Origin of the sequence: Pseudomonas sp. PICF6, assembly GCF_009831705.1 — a bacterium.
In the GTDB taxonomy this organism is placed as follows: domain Bacteria; phylum Pseudomonadota; class Gammaproteobacteria; order Pseudomonadales; family Pseudomonadaceae; genus Aquipseudomonas; species Aquipseudomonas rhizophila.
In genome coordinates this window covers 216641-234706 of sequence record NZ_WUUD01000001.1, presented here as the reverse complement: position 1 = coordinate 234706, position 18066 = coordinate 216641, and the positions used below count along the sequence as shown (strand labels likewise).

At 61.0% G+C, this 18066-nt stretch carries 18 protein-coding genes; 12 read left to right on the top strand and 6 right to left on the bottom strand.

Annotated features, from left to right (window positions below):
• Window positions 1-13: 13 nt before the first annotated feature.
• From GSM73_RS01065 to GSM73_RS01055, 3 genes are all read right to left on the bottom strand, one after another.
• Window positions 14-1126, bottom strand: coding sequence for a M14 family metallopeptidase (locus GSM73_RS01065; protein ID WP_160891362.1), 1113 nt, complete (start codon window positions 1124-1126; stop codon window positions 14-16).
• Window positions 1127-1230: 104 nt separating this feature from the next.
• Window positions 1231-2010: an ABC transporter substrate-binding protein gene (locus GSM73_RS01060; RefSeq protein ID WP_047228450.1), complete on the bottom strand. Its 780-nt coding sequence runs from the start codon at window positions 2008-2010 to the stop codon at window positions 1231-1233.
• Window positions 2011-2196: 186 nt separating this feature from the next.
• Window positions 2197-2631 (bottom strand): rhodanese-like domain-containing protein, encoded by a 435-nt coding sequence (locus tag GSM73_RS01055; RefSeq protein ID WP_047228451.1) that lies wholly within the window; start codon window positions 2629-2631, stop codon window positions 2197-2199.
• A 104-nt stretch (window positions 2632-2735) separates the two neighbouring features.
• Between GSM73_RS01055 and ftrA the strand changes: the two genes are divergently transcribed.
• On the top strand, window positions 2736-3710 hold the full coding sequence (gene ftrA / locus GSM73_RS01050; protein WP_076383987.1) for a transcriptional regulator FtrA: 975 nt from the start codon (window positions 2736-2738) through the stop codon (window positions 3708-3710).
• A 48-nt stretch (window positions 3711-3758) separates the two neighbouring features.
• Here the strand turns inward: ftrA and cobF are convergent, their stop codons facing one another.
• Together cobF and GSM73_RS01040 are read right to left on the bottom strand one after the other, a co-directional pair.
• Window positions 3759-4514 carry a precorrin-6A synthase (deacetylating) gene (gene cobF / locus GSM73_RS01045; RefSeq protein WP_139049617.1) on the bottom strand — a complete coding sequence of 252 codons (756 nt, stop codon included), beginning with the start codon at window positions 4512-4514 and terminating at the stop codon, window positions 3759-3761.
• Window positions 4511-5089: a histidine phosphatase family protein gene (locus GSM73_RS01040; protein WP_160891360.1), complete on the bottom strand. Its 579-nt coding sequence runs from the start codon at window positions 5087-5089 to the stop codon at window positions 4511-4513. The genes cobF and GSM73_RS01040 overlap by 4 nt, the downstream gene beginning before the upstream one ends.
• Window positions 5090-5388: 299 nt before the next feature.
• Here GSM73_RS01040 and GSM73_RS01035 point away from each other — a divergent pair, with 299 nt between their 5' ends.
• From GSM73_RS01035 to GSM73_RS01000, 8 genes are all read left to right on the top strand, one after another.
• Window positions 5389-6243, top strand: a complete 855-nt coding sequence (locus GSM73_RS01035; protein ID WP_047228455.1) for a MurR/RpiR family transcriptional regulator — start codon at window positions 5389-5391, stop codon at window positions 6241-6243.
• A gap of 2 nt (window positions 6244-6245) precedes the next feature.
• Window positions 6246-6890: an isochorismatase family cysteine hydrolase gene (locus GSM73_RS01030; RefSeq protein WP_076383986.1), complete on the top strand. Its 645-nt coding sequence runs from the start codon at window positions 6246-6248 to the stop codon at window positions 6888-6890.
• Window positions 6887-8239 (top strand): glutamine synthetase family protein, encoded by a 1353-nt coding sequence (locus GSM73_RS01025; RefSeq protein ID WP_160891358.1) that lies wholly within the window; start codon window positions 6887-6889, stop codon window positions 8237-8239. Before GSM73_RS01030 ends, GSM73_RS01025 begins: the two co-directional genes overlap by 4 nt.
• Entirely contained in the window at window positions 8223-8975 is a 753-nt protein-coding gene (locus GSM73_RS01020) for an N-formylglutamate amidohydrolase (protein ID WP_047228458.1), read from the top strand. The genes GSM73_RS01025 and GSM73_RS01020 overlap by 17 nt, the downstream gene beginning before the upstream one ends.
• Before the next feature lie 74 nt (window positions 8976-9049).
• Entirely contained in the window at window positions 9050-10399 is a 1350-nt protein-coding gene (locus GSM73_RS01015; RefSeq protein WP_076383984.1) for an APC family permease, read from the top strand.
• A gap of 111 nt (window positions 10400-10510) precedes the next feature.
• The gene (locus GSM73_RS01010; protein WP_160891356.1) at window positions 10511-11527 is read left to right on the top strand and encodes an arginine N-succinyltransferase; all 1017 of its coding nucleotides are present in this window, start codon (window positions 10511-10513) and stop codon (window positions 11525-11527) included.
• A gap of 61 nt (window positions 11528-11588) precedes the next feature.
• Window positions 11589-12623 (top strand): arginine N-succinyltransferase, encoded by a 1035-nt coding sequence (gene astA, locus GSM73_RS01005; protein WP_047228461.1) that lies wholly within the window; start codon window positions 11589-11591, stop codon window positions 12621-12623.
• Between the two features lie 234 nt (window positions 12624-12857).
• The gene (locus tag GSM73_RS01000) at window positions 12858-13727 is read left to right on the top strand and encodes an oxaloacetate decarboxylase (RefSeq protein WP_047228462.1); all 870 of its coding nucleotides are present in this window, start codon (window positions 12858-12860) and stop codon (window positions 13725-13727) included.
• 71 nt (window positions 13728-13798) lie between these two features.
• On the opposite strand, the gene GSM73_RS00995 is transcribed toward GSM73_RS01000, so the two are convergent.
• Window positions 13799-15028 (bottom strand): acyl-CoA dehydrogenase, encoded by a 1230-nt coding sequence (locus tag GSM73_RS00995; RefSeq protein WP_047228463.1) that lies wholly within the window; start codon window positions 15026-15028, stop codon window positions 13799-13801.
• 178 nt (window positions 15029-15206) lie between these two features.
• Here GSM73_RS00995 and GSM73_RS00990 point away from each other — a divergent pair, with 178 nt between their 5' ends.
• From GSM73_RS00990 to GSM73_RS00980, 3 genes are all read left to right on the top strand, one after another.
• A complete protein-coding gene (locus GSM73_RS00990) occupies window positions 15207-16136 on the top strand; it encodes a LysR family transcriptional regulator (protein ID WP_047228464.1) in 930 nt (309 codons plus the stop codon).
• Window positions 16137-16328: 192 nt separating this feature from the next.
• Window positions 16329-16730 (top strand): MerR family DNA-binding transcriptional regulator, encoded by a 402-nt coding sequence (locus GSM73_RS00985; protein WP_047228465.1) that lies wholly within the window; start codon window positions 16329-16331, stop codon window positions 16728-16730.
• Between the two features lie 47 nt (window positions 16731-16777).
• On the top strand, window positions 16778-17677 hold the full coding sequence (locus GSM73_RS00980) for a hydroxymethylglutaryl-CoA lyase (protein WP_160891354.1): 900 nt from the start codon (window positions 16778-16780) through the stop codon (window positions 17675-17677).
• Window positions 17678-18066 lie beyond the last annotated feature (389 nt).

Sequence of the window (18066 nt, the reverse complement as noted above, 5' to 3'; positions counted from 1 at the left end):
TAGACAGCAGTTATCAGTCGTTGATCAATTTCCCCGCGCGAATCGGCGCTCGCCCGGCCACTTTCGCCTGCCAGATTCCAGGCTGGGTATAGCGCCCACGGTCCAGCGCAAACAACACGCCGCTGGTGCCGGCCCGAACAGTAGTAACCCGATCGTTCAACGGATCGACCACTTCGAACAACGGATCGCCCTGCTCCACCCACTCACCGGCCTCGCGCAGGAAGCTCACCACCCCATGATGCGGCGCGAACAGGTACTCAGTGCCTTCGAACGGAAAACCTTCACAACAGTGCGCTGGCGCGGGCGGCCAGTCACCACCGATGAAACCCTGCTCGGCCAGGAACCCGAGAATGGCTTCGCAATTGGCCTGGGCCTGATCCACCCGAGTGTCGCCCATGCTGCCCAGTTCCAGCGTGGTCGCCAGGTTGGCCGGCGGGATCGCGGCCTCGGGGAAGGTCTTGGCCAGACGCAACCAGGGCGAGGAACAGGACTCGTCGAAGGAACTGCCGCCAGAGTCTTCGCACAGCAACGCCACGCTCGCCTTCAACCGCGCGGCCAGGGAGCGCCACTGCGGCCAGTGTTGCGGCAAGGCGTACAAGTGAATCGCCGCCTCGAAGTCGCAATGCAGGTCCAGGGTGACATCGGCGTCGCAGGCATGGCGCAGCAGCAGGCGATGCAGGGCCTCGAGTTGTGAGGGCGGCGCCGGCAAATCGTCCAGCACCTGAACCATGGTCTGGCGGATCAGCGTGATATTGGCGGCCGGGTCGTCGCCCAGGCGATCACCGATGCGTTGGGCCACCGGCGCGCTGAGTTCCACGAAAGACCGATTGAAGTTCTTGCCGCTGCCCAGTTCGAAACGCCCCAGGTGCGCGCTCTGCACATGCTGGTCCAGGCCGATGGGGTTGGCCACGGGCACCAGTTCAATCACGCCGTTGAGCAAGCCTTGGGTCTCAAGCTCGTTGAGTCGTTGTTTCAGCTCCCATGCCGTGCGCATGCCGGGCAATTCATCGGCGTGCAGGCTGGCCTGGATATACGCCTTGCGTGGACCGTGGCCGTAACGAAACACACTGAGCCGGCGCTCGGTGCCCAGGTGGCTCCATGGCAGGGTATGGTCGATGCGTTGCATGAGGAACTCCCAATAACGGTATTTCGACGGGCGCCGGGGTAAAACACTCGCCCATGAAAAAGGTGGCCGACCGGGTCAACGGCGGGCCACCTTGGTTTCAGCGATTAATGCCCGTAGACATCAAAAGCGAAGTACTTGTCCTGCACTTTCTTGTACGTGCCGTTGGCGCGGATTTGCGTGATGGCGTCGTTGAATTTCTCGGCCAGGGCCTTATCCCCCTTGCGCACCGCAATGCCGGCGCCGCCACCAAAGTACTTGGCATCTTCATAGGTCGGGCCCACGAAGGCAAAACCTTTGCCGGCATCCGTTTTCAGGAAGCCGTCGTCGAGGTTGACCGAGTCGGCGAGCATGGCGTCGAGACGACCGGCGACCATGTCCAGGTTGGCTTCTTGCTGGGAGCTGTAACGCACCAGATTGATACCGGCGGGCACCAGCACCTCGGTGGCGAAACGGTCGTGGGTACTGGCACGCAGCACACCGACTTTCTTGCCCTTGAGTTCGGTCAGCGGGTCCTTGACGTCGCTGCCTTCCTTCATCACGAAACGCGCCGGGGTGTGGTAGTACTTGATGGTGAAGTCGACGTTTTTCTTACGATCATCGGTGATGGTCATGGACGACAGGATCGCGTCGATTTTCTTCACTTTCAGCGCTGGGATCAGGCCGTCAAATTCCTGCTCGACCCAAGTGCACTTGACCTTCATCTGCTCGCACAGCGCGTCGCCGATATCAACATCGAAACCCGTCAGCTTGCCGTCGGGGGTTTTCATCGAGAACGGCGGGTAACCGGCTTCGATTCCGAGGCGGATCGGCTTGGCGTCTTCGGCCACGGCCGACAAGGACAACACGGACAGTGCCAAGGCACCAAACATTGCTAGCTTGTTCATTTTTGCTCCTGAGTGCGCAGGTTTTTATTAGCGGGTTATCGGCAGATTCTTAGGCAGCGTTCGGTCATTAAAAACCGAAGTGGCCGGCAGTCTAGAGGGGCACTCAGGAGGCGAATTGTGTTGAGGCGACAAATATTTATAGAAACAACCAGGCCACAGGGATTGCACCCTGCTGGCTGGAAAGGATCAGCAGTCGCAACCGACAGCTTGGTCCGCCGCGCATTGCACTGCGCCAGTCAGACGGAAGCCTTCGTCCAGCCAGCCCATGACACCGCCAATCATTTCCTTGACCGGATAACCCAAGGTCGCCAGACGCACTGCCGCTTTGTTCGCGCCATTGCAATGCGGGCCCGCGCAATAGACCACAAACAGCGCGGTCTTGGGATAAGCCGCCAGCGCCTGGGCGGTCAGCGAGCGGGTTGGCAGGTTGATCGCCCCGGGCACATGCCCGCGCTCGAAAGCCAGTGGCCCGCGCACGTCCACCAGGACGAAATCGACTTCTCCAGCCTGTTGGCTGGCGTGAACGTCGGAGCAATCAGTTTCGAACGTCAGACGCCGGCTGAAATGTTGCAGGGCTAGGTCGGACGGGGCAGCAGGCACTTGGCGAACCAGGCTGGTCATGAGTGTGTACTCCACAGACAAATGAGGGGGGTGAGCAGACTTTATCCGGCCGATGCTTACCGCTACAGTGGCGCACAAGACACTCTGTGGGAATTTTCCGCCATATGCAGCCCAATCCCGGTCTGGTCGCCATCCTCGCCTACGACGGCCTGTGCACCTTCGAATTCGGCATCGCCATCGAGATATTCGGCCTTGCCCGACCTGAGTTCGATTTCCCTTGGTACAAACATCGGATCGTTGCCGTCGATGACGGCCCGATGCGGGCCATGGGCGGCTTCCAGATCCTGGCCGATGGCGGCATGGAATTATTGCAAACGGCGCAAACCATCGTGGTGCCCGGCTGGCACAGTCGCGACGAACCACCGCCGCCGGCGCTGCTTGAGGCATTGCGCTGCGCCCATGCCCGGGGCGCGCGCCTGCTGTCGATCTGCTCCGGGGCATTCGTGCTGGCCGCCGCCGGCTTGCTCGATGGACTGGGCGCTACCACTCACTGGCGCTACACCGATGAACTGGCCAAAAGTTTTCCCGCCATCCTGGTAGACCCGGATGTGCTGTACGTGGATTCGGGGCAAGTCATTACTTCGGCCGGCAGCGCCGCGGGCATTGATGCCTGCCTGCACCTGGTAGCGCGGGATTTCGGTACCCAGGTTGCCAACGCCGTGGCGCGGCGACTGGTGATGTCACCACAACGCACGGGCGGCCAGGCGCAGTTCATTCCTTCACCGGTCAGCCGCACGCCACGCAGCGATTTGTCCGGCGTCATGCACTGGGCCCGCGAACGCCTGCACGAACCGCTCGGTGTGCGCGAACTGGCCAGCCAGGCGGCCATGAGCGAGCGAACCTTCCTGCGGCACTTCACCCAGGCCTGCGGCCTGTCGCCCAAGGCCTGGCTGCAACATGAGCGCCTGGCCCGGGCTCGCGAGTTGCTGGAAAGCACCGAAGACAACACCGACAACATCGCCCAGCTGTGCGGCTACCGCTCGGTGGAAAGCTTTCGCGTGGCATTTCGCAGTGTGGTGGGGCTGGCGCCGTCGGTGTACCGGGAGCGGTTTGGACGTGGGGCGAAGGCGGTCAGTTGACGTGGAAACTGTCGAACATTGGGGTCTGACGTATCAAGGGTTGAGTTATCAAGGTTTGCGCAACAAATAAGTATCCATGATCCATCCGTTCGCCTGCCGTGCGGCTTTGCGGGTGCGTTCGATGCTTTCAGCCACCTCCTCCAGCCGACCGGCGATCAGGATCTGATCCGGTGTGCCCACATAGGCCCCCCAGTAGATGTGCGTATCCGGATCGGATACCTGGCGATACGCATCTTCAGCATCAAGCATCACCACCACGCTTGCCGAGTCACCGACCTGCCCTGCCGCCAGCCGGCGGCCCGTGGTGATCTCCAGTGAACCGCCAATGCTGTTCAATGGCACCTTATGTTGCGCCGCGAGGGCCTGGACGCTGGTGATGCCCGCAATCACCTCGAATTCGAAGGCGCAGCGACCCGCGTCGAGAATCGACTGCAAGATACGCACGGTGCTGTCATACAACGACGGATCGCCCCAGACCAGAAAACCGCCGCACTGCCCGTCAGACAACTGCTCATCGATCAACCGCTCGAAGGTAGCCTGCTTCGCCCGGTTCAGATCTTCGACGCTGGCGGCGTAGTCCACGTCGCCGCGTTGTCGCTCGGGGCTGTAGGCTTCGACGAAACGATATGTACGATCAACGATGTAGCGTTGGCAGATTTCCCGCCGCAGATCCACTAACGTCTGCTTGGCAGGCCCCTTGTCCATGAGAAAGAACACATCCACCCGATTCAAGGCTTTCACTGCCTGGATCGTCAGGTAATCCGGATCGCCGGCACCGATACCGATGACTGACAGTTTTTTCATTCGAGTGACTCCTGGCCGGGACCCTCGGTGCGCAACCGCCACACCCCGTTGAAACGCAACTCGACAGTCGACAGCGGTTCGATGTCGAGACGGTTGAAGGCAGCTGCCGGACAGCCCAATACGGTTACCACGGCCGCGCGGATCACGAACGGATGAGTGACGGCCAACACATGCCCCGGCCGGCCTTCCAGGCTGGCCAGCCAGTCGCTGACACGATGGCACAAGCGGGTGACGGATTCGCCGCCATGGGGAGCGGCATCGGGATCGTCGAGCCAGGCTTGCAGGGGTTGCGGTTCGACCTTGAGCAACTGGTCGATGGACAAGCCACGCCAGCGACCCAGATCGCAATCGGCCAGGTCAGCGACCACCTGGGCGTCGTCGCCGAACAGGGCGGCAGTCTGCCGGGTGCGCAACTCCGGCCCGCAGAGCAACTGCCGGACATTTCGGTAGCCGTGGCCCGGCTCCGGGCGTTTGCCCAGCCAGTCGGCATCCAGCGGTTCATCCAGGCCAAAACGCGCCTGCTTCTGGGCGACGGTGCGGGCATGGCAGATCAGGGTCAGGCGAGTGGCTTGCACGCACGGTACTCAGACAGTCGGACGGGTTTCATGGAGGTGATACTCCGGCTTTTTCTTGTACAGCACCTTATATGAAATCAAATAACTGAGACAAAAAGGCGTTATGTCTTACACCGACAGAGGCATCAACTGACATATCGGATCTATGCGATCAAGTCCCCGTCCTACAAGGCTTTCGCACTACTTTCGTGCATTTTAAACAGAACGTAAAAACCACTGGACATGTAGTACCCGCTACATAAATACTATTTTCAGGAGTTATGAAAGAAATCCAACACCCATCCAGGCAAGGAGCACGGATGCCACCTCTTCGAGACCTGATTACCGATCCGGGCTTGGTTTTGACGCCGTCGGAACGCAAGGTCGTACGGGCCCTGCTTGATCATTACCCGCGCAACGGCCTCGGGCCGATGTCGCGCCTGGCCGATCATGCCGGGGTCAGCGATCCGACTATCGTGCGGCTGGTGAAAAAACTCGGATTTGGCGGTTATGCCGAATTCCAGGATGCGCTGCTCAGTGACATGGACCATCGCCTGCGCTCCCCTCGCACCCTGCTGCAACCGCGGGCCAAATTGCAGCAAGGCGACACCTGGAGCCAGTACTTGGCAACCAGCCAGCGCATCCTCACCGACACCCAAGCCCTGACTCAACCCGAAGACGTGCGTATTCTCGTGCAATGGCTGCTCGACAGCCGGCATCAGGTGCATTGTTTTGGCGGGCGCTTCAGCAGCTTCCTTGCCCAGTACCTGCTCAACCACTTGCGCTTGCTGCGTGCGGGTTGTTTTGCCCTGGAAGACAACGCCCAGTTACCCGACCGGTTGTTCGACGTGCAGCGCCAGGATGTGGTGCTGATCTTCGATTATCGTCGCTACCAGGCCCAGGCCCAACGCGTGGCCAGCGCGGCCAAGGAACGCCACGCGCGGGTCGTACTGTTCAGCGACGTCTACACCTCACCGCTACGGGAACTGGCCGACCTGATCATCAGCGCTCCGGTGGAATCGATCTCGGCCTTCGACAGTCTGGTGCCGGCGCTGGCCCAGGTCGAAGCGCTTATCGCCTGCCTGACCTTGCAATGCCCTGATCTGGCCGAGCGCCTGGAAGGTATCGACACCTTGCGCACGGCGTTCAACACGCACCTGCTGGAGGAAAAATAAGGATGTTCTCGCTCCCTCACCACTCCCCTCGGGATTTGCCATTCACCTGCGACCATACCGCCTTGCTGCTGGTGGACATGCAACGCGCCTGGCTGGAACCGCAATTCGATGCCCACCTGGCCACGCCCGAGGCCGACTATTTCATCCGCCGTGCCCGCCAACAGGTGATCCCCAATCAGCAGCGCCTGCTCGAAGCGGTGCGGGCGGCGCAGCAAAACGTGTTGCACACCCACATCCAGAGCCTGACTGCCGATGGTCGCGATCGCTCGCTGGACCACAAGCTGTCGGACATGCATTTGCCCAAAGACAGCCCGCAAGCCCAGATCATCGCCGAGCTGGCGCCGCGGGAAAACGAGATCGTGCTGCCCAAGACGTCTTCGGGGGTCTTCAACTCCACCAACATCGACTACGTGCTGCGCAATCTGCAGACCCGTCATCTGATCATCGCCGGCATCGTCACCGACCAGTGTGTCGACATGGCCGTGCGTGACGCCGCCGACCGCGGCTACCTGGTCACGCTGGTGGAAGATGCCTGCGCCACTTACAGCGAACAACGTCATCTGGCCTGCCTGAACGCGATCAAAGGTTATTGCTGGATCACCGATACCGACACCGTGCTCGGTCGGTTGCAGGAGATGCAGCCGTGAGCCGTCTCGATGCCGCAACGCCGCTGACCCCGCTGCCCGTGTCCACGCTGGTCTGCACCGACCTGATCGGCGTGACCCGCGGCCGCTCGTTCCCCAGTGATGAACTGCCCCACTACGTCGACGCCGGTTGTGGCTGGGTGCCGGCCAACAGTGCGCTGACGCCCCAGGACATCATTGCATCGGCCAACCCTTGGGGGGCCTATGGCGACCTGCGACTGATCCCGGACCTGGCCAGCCGGGTCACTGTCGACAATGGCCCGGATGCCCAGGCGCCTGCCCTGGATTTCATTCATTGCGATGTGCGGGAAACCGATGGTCGGCCCTGGGCCGCTTGCCCTCGCACCTTGCTGCATGAGGAAGTGCAACGTTATCGCGCCGAGCTGGGCTTGCAGGTGTTCGCCGCGTTCGAGCATGAATTCAGCCTCGATACCCCTCAACCCCAACCGGATCGCCTGGCCTTCAGCCTCCAGGCCCAGCGCCAGCAGGCCGGGTTCGCTGGATGGTTGCTCAGCGCATTGCGGGCAGGCGGCGTGGAACCGGAAATGTTCCTGCCGGAATACGGCAAGCATCAGTATGAAATCACCTGCCGCCCGACCCTGGGCGTGGCCGCCGCCGACCGTGCGGTGAACGTGCGGGAAATCACCCGAGAGATCGCCCGGCAGATGGGCCTGGATGTGAGTTTCGCCCCCAAGACTTCGGAACATGCCGTGTGCAACGGCGTGCATTTGCACATGAGCCTGCAAGACCTGGACGGCGTCCCCGTGCTGCATGATGCTGGCGGCGCCAACGGGCTGTCGGACCTGGGCCAGCACTGGGCCGCCGGGGTGCTGCACTATCTGCCCGCCCTGTGCGCGATCACCGCGCCGACACCGGTGTCCTATGAACGCCTGCAACCCCATCACTGGAGCGCGTCCTACGCCTGCCTGGGGCAACGTAACCGCGAAGCGGCGCTGCGCATCTGCCCGACGGTGAGCGTGAGCGGCAAACCGGTGGCGACCCAGTACAACCTGGAATTTCGCGCCATGGATGCCACCGCTTCGCCGCACCTGGCGCTGGCGGCGCTGTTGATCGCCGGGCGACTGGGCATCGAGCAACGGCTGGCGCTCACGGCGGTCACCGATGAAATACCCGATGAATTGAACGAAGAACACCGTCGTGCCCGTGGCATTATCGCCCTGCCGACGACCCTGGCCCAGGCGCTGGATTGCCTGCGCCACAGCGGGGCGCTGTTCGAAGCCCTGCCCGGCCCGCTGGTCGAAACCTATTTCGCCTTGAAGGCCCAGGAGCTGGCCTTGACCCAGGCGCTGTCACCTGCCGAGCTGTGTGAGCACTATGCGCGAATCTATTGAATGTGCTGAATCGGGCCTTTATACCGGGCCGGCTTATCGCCTGATCCGGGAAGACGCCGAACACCCGTTGATCCTGGTGTGTGAACACGCCGACCGCTTTATCCCCGCCGCGTTGAACGACCTTGGCCTGGATGAGACGGCGGCCCAGGAGCACATTGCCTGGGATATAGGTGCCCTGGCGCTGGCCGAACAACTGTCCGAAACCCTTGGAGCGACCTTGCTGGCGGCCAACTATTCACGGCTGCTGATCGACCTGAACCGTCCCCTTCACGTCGCCGACAGCATCCCGCACCAGAGCGAGATCTACCAGATTCCGGGCAACCAGTCCCTGGATGAGGCCACCCGTGAATATCGCCAGCGGTGCCTGTTCCATCCCTTCCATGATCGACTGCGAGCGTTGATCGACCAGCGCCTGGCCGACAACCGGACGGTGCGGGTGGTGGGCATCCACAGTTTTACGCCAGTGTTCTACGGCCAACCGCGCGCCCTGGAAGCGGGCGTGCTGTTCGGCGAGGCCAAGGACTATGCCCAGCGCATCGTCGACGGGCTAAGCCGGCACTCGCTGCGGGTAGCCGGCAACCAGCCGTACAAGATCAACCCTTCGACCGATATGACGGTTCCGGTACATGGCGATGGACGCGGCCTGGATTCGGTGTTGATCGAAGTGCGCAACGACCTGCTACGCAGCCCGACAGCGGTGCAGGCCTGGAGCGCTTACCTGGCGCCATTGTTGTAGGAAAGCAGCGGCAAGGTTCGAGCGGCAAGCGACAAGCAAGAGCACACCCACACAGCTGAGAAGGAGAACGGCTTATGAGTATCGAGGCATTTGGCTATAAACAGGAATTGAAGCGCAGCCTGTCGCTGACGGACCTGGTGGTGTACGGGATGATTTTCATGATCCCCATCGCACCGTTCGGCGTGTATGGCTACGTTAACGCCGAGGCGCCGGGGATGGTGCCGTTGGCGTATATCATCGGCATGGTGGCGATGCTCTTCACGGCCTTGAGCTACGGCAGCATGGCCAGAGCTTTTCCGGTGGCCGGCTCCGTCTATTCCTACGCGCAACGGGGCCTTAACCCACACGTGGGCTTCATCGCCGGTTGGCTGATGCTGCTGGACTACCTGCTGATCCCGCCCCTGCTCTATGTCTACGCCGCCATGGCGCTGAACCATCTGTACCCGGACGTTCCCAAGGTCGGTTTCATTCTGGCATTCCTGGTCAGCGCGACCTTCGTCAACCTGCGGGGCATCACCTTCACCGCACGGATGAATATCATTTTCCTGCTGGCGCAACTGATGGTGCTGGCCATTTTCCTGTTCTACGCCTGGAATGCCTTGCAGGGGGGCGCCGGTAACGGCCAACTGACCCTGGCGCCGCTGTACAGCCCGGAACGTTTTGATTTCGCGCTGTTGATGCAGGCCGTGTCTATCGCCGTGTTGTCGTTCCTGGGCTTCGATGCCATTTCCACCCTGGCCGAAGAAATCAAGAATGATCCGGGGCGCAGCGTGGGCAAGGCAGCGTTGATCACGCTGCTGGTGATGGGGGTGATTTTCGTCGTGCAAACCTGGATTGCCACCGACCTGGCGGCCGGCATGGGCTTCAAGTCCGCCGATACCGCGTTTTATGAAATCGCCGAATTGGCGGCCGGCAGTTGGCTGGCCACTTTGACCGCCGTCGCCACGGCGCTGGCCTGGGGCGTGGCCGTGGCGATCACCTCGCAAGCGGCGGTGTCGCGCCTGTTGTTCGGCATGGCCCGGGACGGCAAGCTCCCCAAGGTGCTGGCCAAGGTCCATCCGAAACACAACACCCCATACTTGAGCATCTATCTGGTAGCAGTGCTGTCGCTGTTGATCTGCTACCTGTTCATCGATGCCGTGGACACCCTGACTTCCCTGGTCAATTTCGGCGCCTTGAGCGGCTTCATGTTGTTGCATATCACCGTGATCAACCATCACTGGCGCCGCCAGCGGTCCGGCCAAGTGATTCGCCACCTGATCTGCCCTTTGATCGGCTTCGCCATCGTCGCGGCCATCATGTACAACATGGGCGTGGATGCGCAGAAGCTCGGCTTGATATGGATTGCCGCAGGCCTGGTCTATCTGGCCGTGCTCAATAAGTTCGGCACCGATACTGCCCTGCCTGACCCTGCGGGACAGTGAGGATCGGCGGTCGAAGGGGTTCGACCAGCCGTCGTCACAATGCGTGGACATCGACAGTGATCGTCAAGCCCGGTGCATGTCACCGGGCTCTTTGGAAAAGGAGTGCAATCCATGCTGGCCTTACGTCCAGTTCAATTAAGCGACCTGCCGCAATTGCAGCAACTGGCCCGCGACAGTCTGGTGGGCGTCACATCGCTTCCCGACGATACCGAACGCCTGAGGGACAAAATCCTCGATTCATGTGCCTCGTTCGAGACCGACGTGCAGAGCCCTGGCGCAGAGAATTATTTCTTCGTCCTGGAGGACCTGGCATCCGGGCAATTGACCGGCTGTTCCGAGATTCTCGCCAGCACCGGCTGCAATGAGCCGTTCTACAGCCTGCGGCATCGCCCGTTTACCAGCGAGTCCCGGGAACTGAACATCCAGCACGGCGTACCCGCGCTGTCGCTGTGCCAGGACCTCAATGGCCAGACGCTGCTGCGCGGTTTTCATATCGACGCCGGACGGGTACGCACGCCGGAATCGGAGTTGCTGTCCCGCGCGCGGCTGATGTTCATCGCCGCCCATCCGCAACGTTTTGCCGAATCAGTGATCACCGAGATCGTTGGTTTCAGCAGCGATGACGGTCAGTCGCCGTTCTGGGATGCCGTCGGCCAGCATTTTTTCGACCTGCCCTACGTCGAAGCCGAACGCTTGTGCGGTCTGCAGAGCCGCACCTTTCTCGCCGAACTGATGCCGCAATACCCGATTTATGTACCCATGCTGTCCCAGGCGGCCCAAGCCTGTATCGGCCGGGTGCATCCCGACGGCCAGGAAGCCTTCGACATCCTGGAGCGCGAGGGTTTCGAAACCAACAGCTACGTGGATATCTTCGACGGCGGGCCGACACTGCATGCTCGTGTGGCGAACATCCGCTCGATCACCCAAAGCCGTATAGCCACGGCCCGACAATGCTCAGACATTGACCTCGGCGGCCGCTTTCTGCTGAGCAACGACGGCCTGGAGAATTACCGGGCCATCGTGACCGAGCTTGACGTCAGTGCCGAGGGCACCGTGTCCCTGACACCGCAGATGCTGGCAGCACTGGGTATCACCGACGGCGAGCGGGCCCGGGTGGTTGCGTTATGAACCTGACGCGATTCCTCACCTGGCATCAGCGCCCCGATTGGCACGATGAAGGAGCTGCATCATGATTGTGCGCCCGGTCGCTCTGACGGATCTGCCCGCCTTGCTGGACCTGGCCCATTGCGCGGGCCCCGGGTTCACCAGCCTACCGGCCAACGAAGAACGCCTGGCCCATCGCGTGCGCTGGGCCCAGCGCACCTTTGCCGGACAAGTCGAACGCGCCGATGCCGATTACCTGTTCGTGCTCGAGGACGATGACCGGCAAGTGGTCGGTATCAGCGCCCTGACCGGTGCGGTCGGGCTGCGTGAGCCCTGGTACAACTATCGAGTCGGGGTCACCGTCAGCTCCGCGCCTGAACTGGGCATCCAGCGGCAGATACCCACACTATTCCTCAACAATGAGATGACCGGGCAATCGGAGATCTGCTCCTTGTTTCTGCATCCCGAACACCGCCGCGGCCATAACGGACGCCTGCTGTCCCTGGCGCGCTTGCTGTTCGTGGCCGAGTTTTCCCAGCTGTTCGGTGAAAAACTGATCGCCGAATTGCGAGGACACGCCGACGAGCACGGCTGTTCACCGTTCTGGGACAGCCTGGGCCGGCACTTCTTCCAGAAAGACTTCAGCTACGCCGACCAATTGTCCGGCATGGGCAACAAATCCTTCATCGCCGAGCTGATGCCGCGCCAGCCCCTGTACACCTGCCTGCTCACCGAACAGGCCCAGGCGGCTATCGGCAGGGCCCACCCGAATACCGAGCCGGCCCTGAAAATCCTCGGCGCCGAGGGTTTTGCCCATAAAGGCTACATCGACATTTTCGATGGCGGTCCGGTGATCGAAGCGCCAGTGGCGAAAATCCGGACCGTGCGCGACAGCCAGTCGCTGACCCTGGCCATCGGTATGCCGGACGAACAGGCACCGGTCTGGCTGATCCATAACCGACGGCTGGCGAGTTGCCGCGTTACCAGTGCCCGAGCCCACCAGCACGGTCACAGCCTGCTGGTGGACCGTCTCACGGCCAAACGTCTGCAAATGCAACCAGGTGACACGGTGCGCGCCGTGGCGTTGCTTCAACAGGGGCGGCAAGCGGTGGCGGCGTAGGCTGGGTTCGAGCACAAATACCTCATCCACTGACACGCATTAGCCTCCGCCCCCTTTGCCTGCACCTTGGTCAGCTCGATCATCGCTGACAGCCTGTCGGGATCCTCTGCAATCCGGCACACACATAGCCCATGCACATTCGTCATCATCTTTAAGCCTTGCGCGTGATAGCCTTTGGATCTTTCGGCGTTGACACTTTTGCTCAAGCCTTTCCATTCCAATGGTGGAACTCATATGCCCAGGCTTTCCCATCAAGACTTGCGTCGCAACTTTCGCCAACTGCTGGCGAGCGAAACCTGCTACCACACCGCCTCGGTGTTTGATCCGATGTCAGCGCGCATCGCCGCCGACCTGGGTTTTGAAGTAGGGATACTGGGAGGTTCGGTCGCGTCGCTGCAAGTGTTGGGGGCGCCGGACTTTGCCCTCATCACACTCAGCGAATTCGCCGAGCAGGCCACGCGCATTGGCCGCGTAGCCCAACTGCCGGTAATTGCCGACGCCGATCACGGCTATGGCAACGCCCTGAACGTGATGCGCACCATCATCGAGCTCGAACGCGCCGGGGTGGCGGCCCTGACCATCGAAGACACGCTGCTGCCGGCCCAGTTCGGCCGCAAATCCACCGACCTGATCGGCGTCGCCGAAGGTGTCGGCAAGATTCGCGCAGCGCTGGAAGCCCGGGTCGACCCGGAAATGGCGATCATTGCCCGCACCAACGCCGGGATCCTACCGGTCCAGGAAATCATCAGTCGGACCCAGCAATACGAACGTGCCGGCGCCGACGGGATTTGCATGGTGGGTGTGCAGGACTTCGACCACCTGGCGCAGATCAGCGAAAACCTGAGCGTGCCGTTGATGCTCGTCACCTATGGCAATCCGTTGCTGCGTGACGACAAACGCCTGGCGGAACTCGGCGTGCGCGTCACCATCGATGGTCACGGTGCCTACTTCGCCGCGATCAAGGCCACCTATGACAGCCTGCGCGAACAGCGGCAGATCTTCACCCAGGCGTCAGACCTGAGCGCCACCGAGCTGACCCACACTTACACCCAGCCCGAGGATTACATCCGTTGGGCCGAGGAATATATGAGCGTCAAGGAGTAAGCGAGCTCCCCCCCACAAGATGAGCCTGTGGAAGCAAGCTTTGCTCCCACAGGCTCGTGGTGGGCTACTTCCTAGCGGCCGCTGCGCAACATCTCCTTGGGCACGTACTTGCCGATTTCGAACTTGCCGATGGCGGCGCGGTGTACTTCATCCGGGCCGTCGGCCAGGCGCAAGGTGCGTTGCATGGCGTACATGTAGGCCAGCGGGAAATCGTTGGAAACCCCTGCCCCGCCGTGGATCTGGATGGCCCGGTCGATGACCTTCAAGGCCACGTTCGGCGCAACGACCTTGATCTGGGCGATCTCACTCTTGGCGACCTTGTTACCGACGGTGTCCATCATGTACGCCGCTTTCAAGGTCAGCAGGCGCGCCATGTCGATTTCCATCCGTGAATCGGCGATCTTGTCGACGTTGCCGCCCAGGCGCGCCAACGGCTGGCCGAAGGCGGTGCGGCTGACGGCACGTTTGCACATCAACTCCAATGCACGCTCGGCCATGCCGATGGAACGCATGCAGTGGTGGATCCGGCCCGGGCCGAGGCGACCCTGGGCAATTTCAAAACCGCGCCCTTCGCCCAGCAAGACGTTTTCGTACGGCACCCGCACATTGTCGAACAGCACTTCGGCGTGGCCGTGGGGCGCGTCGTCGTAGCCGAATACCGGCAGCGGACGTACGATTTTTACCCCAGGCGTGTCCACCGGCACCAGAATCATCGAGTGCTGGGCATGACGCGGCGCGTCGGGGTTACTCAGGCCCATGAAGATCAGAATCTTGCAGCGCGGATCACAGGCCCCGGAGGTCCACCACTTCTTGCCGTTGATCACCCACTCGTCGCCATCGCGCTCGGCGCGGGCGGCCATGTTGGTGGCGTCCGAAGAAGCAACGTCCGGCTCGGTCATGGCGAAGGCCGATCGGATCTCGCCGCGCAGCAGCGGTTCCAGCCAGCGTTGTTTCTGTTCTTCATTGGCGTAACGCACCAGCACTTCCATGTTGCCCGTGTCCGGTGCCGAGCAGTTGAACGGCTCCGGCCCCAGCAACGAACGGCCCATGATCTCTGCCAACGGCGCGTATTCGAGGTTGGTCAGGCCAGCGCCCAGCTCAGACTCGGGCAGGAACAGATTCCACAGCCCTTCGGCTTTGGCCTTGGCCTTGAGCTCTTCCATGATGGCGGTGGGCTGCCAGCGGTCGCCTTCGGCCACTTGTCGTTCGAACACTGCTTCAGCCGGGTATACGTAGGCGTCCATGAACGCGGTGACACGTTCACGCAGTTCCTGAACCTTGGGGGAATACGCAAAATCCATGAGAAGCACCTTCTTGGCAGAGGTTGTTTTTAGGTCATGAAATCGATGCTAGTTCAGCTACGAAAATTTACCTAACCTATTCTCGGCGTGTATTAACATTCATCACCGATATATGGTTCACTGATTTGCATCGCCACCCGGCACCTCACAACAAGCCCAAGAACAAGAGTGCAGCGCCATGAATCTGAGCAAGGTCGACCTCAACCTTTTTATCGTTTTTGACGCGATCTACACCGAAGCCAACCTGACCCGCGCCGGACAGATCGTCGGCATCACTCAGCCGGCGGTGTCCAATGCCCTGGCGCGTTTGCGTGAGACCTTCAATGACCCGCTGTTCGTGCGCACGGCCCAGGGCATGGTGCCCACGCCCATGGCCCAGAACATCATTGGCCCGGTGCGCAATGCCTTATCGTTGCTGCGGGTGTCGGTGCAGGAAAGCCGGATTTTCAATCCGCTGCAGGCGGTCAAGACCTACCGCATCAGCATGACCGACCTCACCGAAGGCGTGATCCTGCCTCTGTTGTTCCAGCGCCTGCGACGCCTGGCGCCGACCGTGGCCATCGAGAGCTTCCTGTCCAAGCGCCGTGAAACCACCAAGGAACTGGCCGCCGGTCGCCTCGACTTCGCCGTCGACGCACCACTCAATACCGACCCGCAAGTGCGCCACGTCAAGCTGATGGAAGACCGGTACGTGTGCGCCATGCGCAAGGGGCACCCACTGGCGGGCAAGGAAAAAATCAGCCTCGATGATTACCTGGCCCAGACTCATGTGCATATTTCCAGCCGCCGTAACGGTCTGGGTTATGTCGACCTGGCCCTGGGCAAGATGGGCATCCAGCGCAAGATCGCCCTACGCTCCCAGCATTACTTGATGGCGTCCCAGGTGTTGCAACAGACCGACATGGTCATGACCGTCCCCGAGCGCTTTGCCCGTCGTCACGATCTGCATGCCTTCGTGTTGCCGGTCAACGATGTGCCCCCCGTGGAAACCCATCTCTACTGGCATGAAAGCACCGACCAGGACCCGGCCAATCGCTGGATGCGCGAACAGATGATCGAGCTGTGCCAGCAGGTGACGGCGCATGAGAAGAAGCTCGACAAGGTTTAGGCGATCAAAATTGTGGGAGCGAGCCTGCTCGCGATGGCGCCGGGTCAGTCAACATTAATGCTGACAGGTATACCGCTATCGCGAGCAGGCTCGCTCCCACAAGTGGTGTGTCTGCATTGGGATCTGATTGCTTGACGTGAACGTCAACCTGCCATTAGCTTAGCGCCAGCCCCTTTCGTTTCGAGCGCTTCCATGAGCAGCCAGACCTACAGCATCTCCGACCTCGCCCGCGAACTGGATATCACCACCCGGGCCATCCGCTTCTATGAAGAGCAAGGCCTGCTGAGCCCGGAGCGACGTGGCCAGGAACGCATTTATTCGCCTCGGGACAAGGTCAGCCTGAAGCTGATCCTGCGGGGCAAGCGCATCGGTTTTTCCCTGGCCGAGTGCCGTGAACTGATCGAACTCTACGACCCCACCAGCGGCAATCAGAAACAACTGCACAGCATGCTGGCGAAGATCACCGAACGTCGGGAACAGCTCGAACAGCAACTGCTGGACATCGAACAGATGAAGCTGGAACTCGACACCGCCGAAGAACGCTGCATCCAGGCCCTGGAGCAGACGATCAAAGGTCAGGAAACCGTGCAGTAATCATCGTCATCCTCTTGATACTGGCAGCCCACTACAGGTCAATCCCCATGTCCCTTCCCTCCTTTGTACGCCTGATTGAAGTTGGCCCTCGCGACGGCCTGCAGAATGAAGCACAACCCATCAGTGTCGCCCACAAGGTGCACTTGGTGGATGCCCTGAGCGCCGCCGGCCTGGGTTATATCGAAGTCGGCAGTTTTGTCTCGCCCAAGTGGGTGCCGCAAATGGCCGGCTCCGCCGAGGTGTTCGCGCAGATACAGCGCAAACCCGGCGTCACCTATGGCGCCCTGGCGCCGAACCTGCGGGGTTTTGAAGACGCGCTGGCAGCCGGCGTGGAAGAGGTCGCCGTGTTCGCCGCCGCGTCCGAAGCATTCTCCCAGCGCAACATCAACTGTTCCATCAAGGAAAGCCTTGAGCGCTTTGCGCCGATCATGGAAGCCGCCCGGCAGAACGGTGTCAGCGTGCGCGGTTACGTCTCCTGCGTGCTGGGCTGCCCGTACGAAGGCGCAGTCAAGCCCGAACAAGTGGCGTGGGTCGCCCGCGAACTGTACGCAATGGGCTGCTACGAGGTGTCCTTGGGGGACACCATCGGCACCGGCACCGCTGGCGCCACACGCAAGATGTTCGAGGTGGTTTCGGCTGAAGTGCCCAGGGACAAGCTCGCCGGGCACTTCCACGATACCTACGGCCAAGCCATGGCCAACGTCTACGCCAGTCTGCTGGAAGGCATCGCCGTGTTCGACAGTTCTGTCGCAGGCCTGGGCGGTTGCCCGTATGCCAAGGGCGCCAGCGGTAACGTTGCCACCGAAGACGTGTTGTACCTGCTCAATGGCCTGGGCATTGAAACTGGCGTCGACCTGGACGCACTGATGGCTGCCGGCCGGCAGATCTGTGACGTACTGGGTCGCCCTACCGGTTCGCGGGTAGCCAAGGCGCGCGCCGCACAGTGAGGTGTTACCGCTCCCGGTGTAACAGCTACGAAACGAGTAACACGGAAACAATTTGTCAGGTCTGGACGGGCGGATATTTCCGACAAAAAGCCCAAGTCATTGATTTATAAAGCATTCATAAAAGTTGGCACGCACCCTGCTATACCTTTGGCATAACAAAAATAAAAAATGCGATACACCCAATAAAAACAAGACGAAACGACTCTGACATAACAAAAACAACACGACAGAGGCGCAGCTAACAGATTTTTTTGGAGAAGATGGGCTTTTCAGGGTGCTTTCAGGAGCAACCCGCAACCGGGCAGAGAACAATAAAACTACCTTCAGGTAGCCCCCGAATCGGTTGGATCGCGAAGCGAAAAAGCAGGTCAGCGCTCAAAAAATACGTT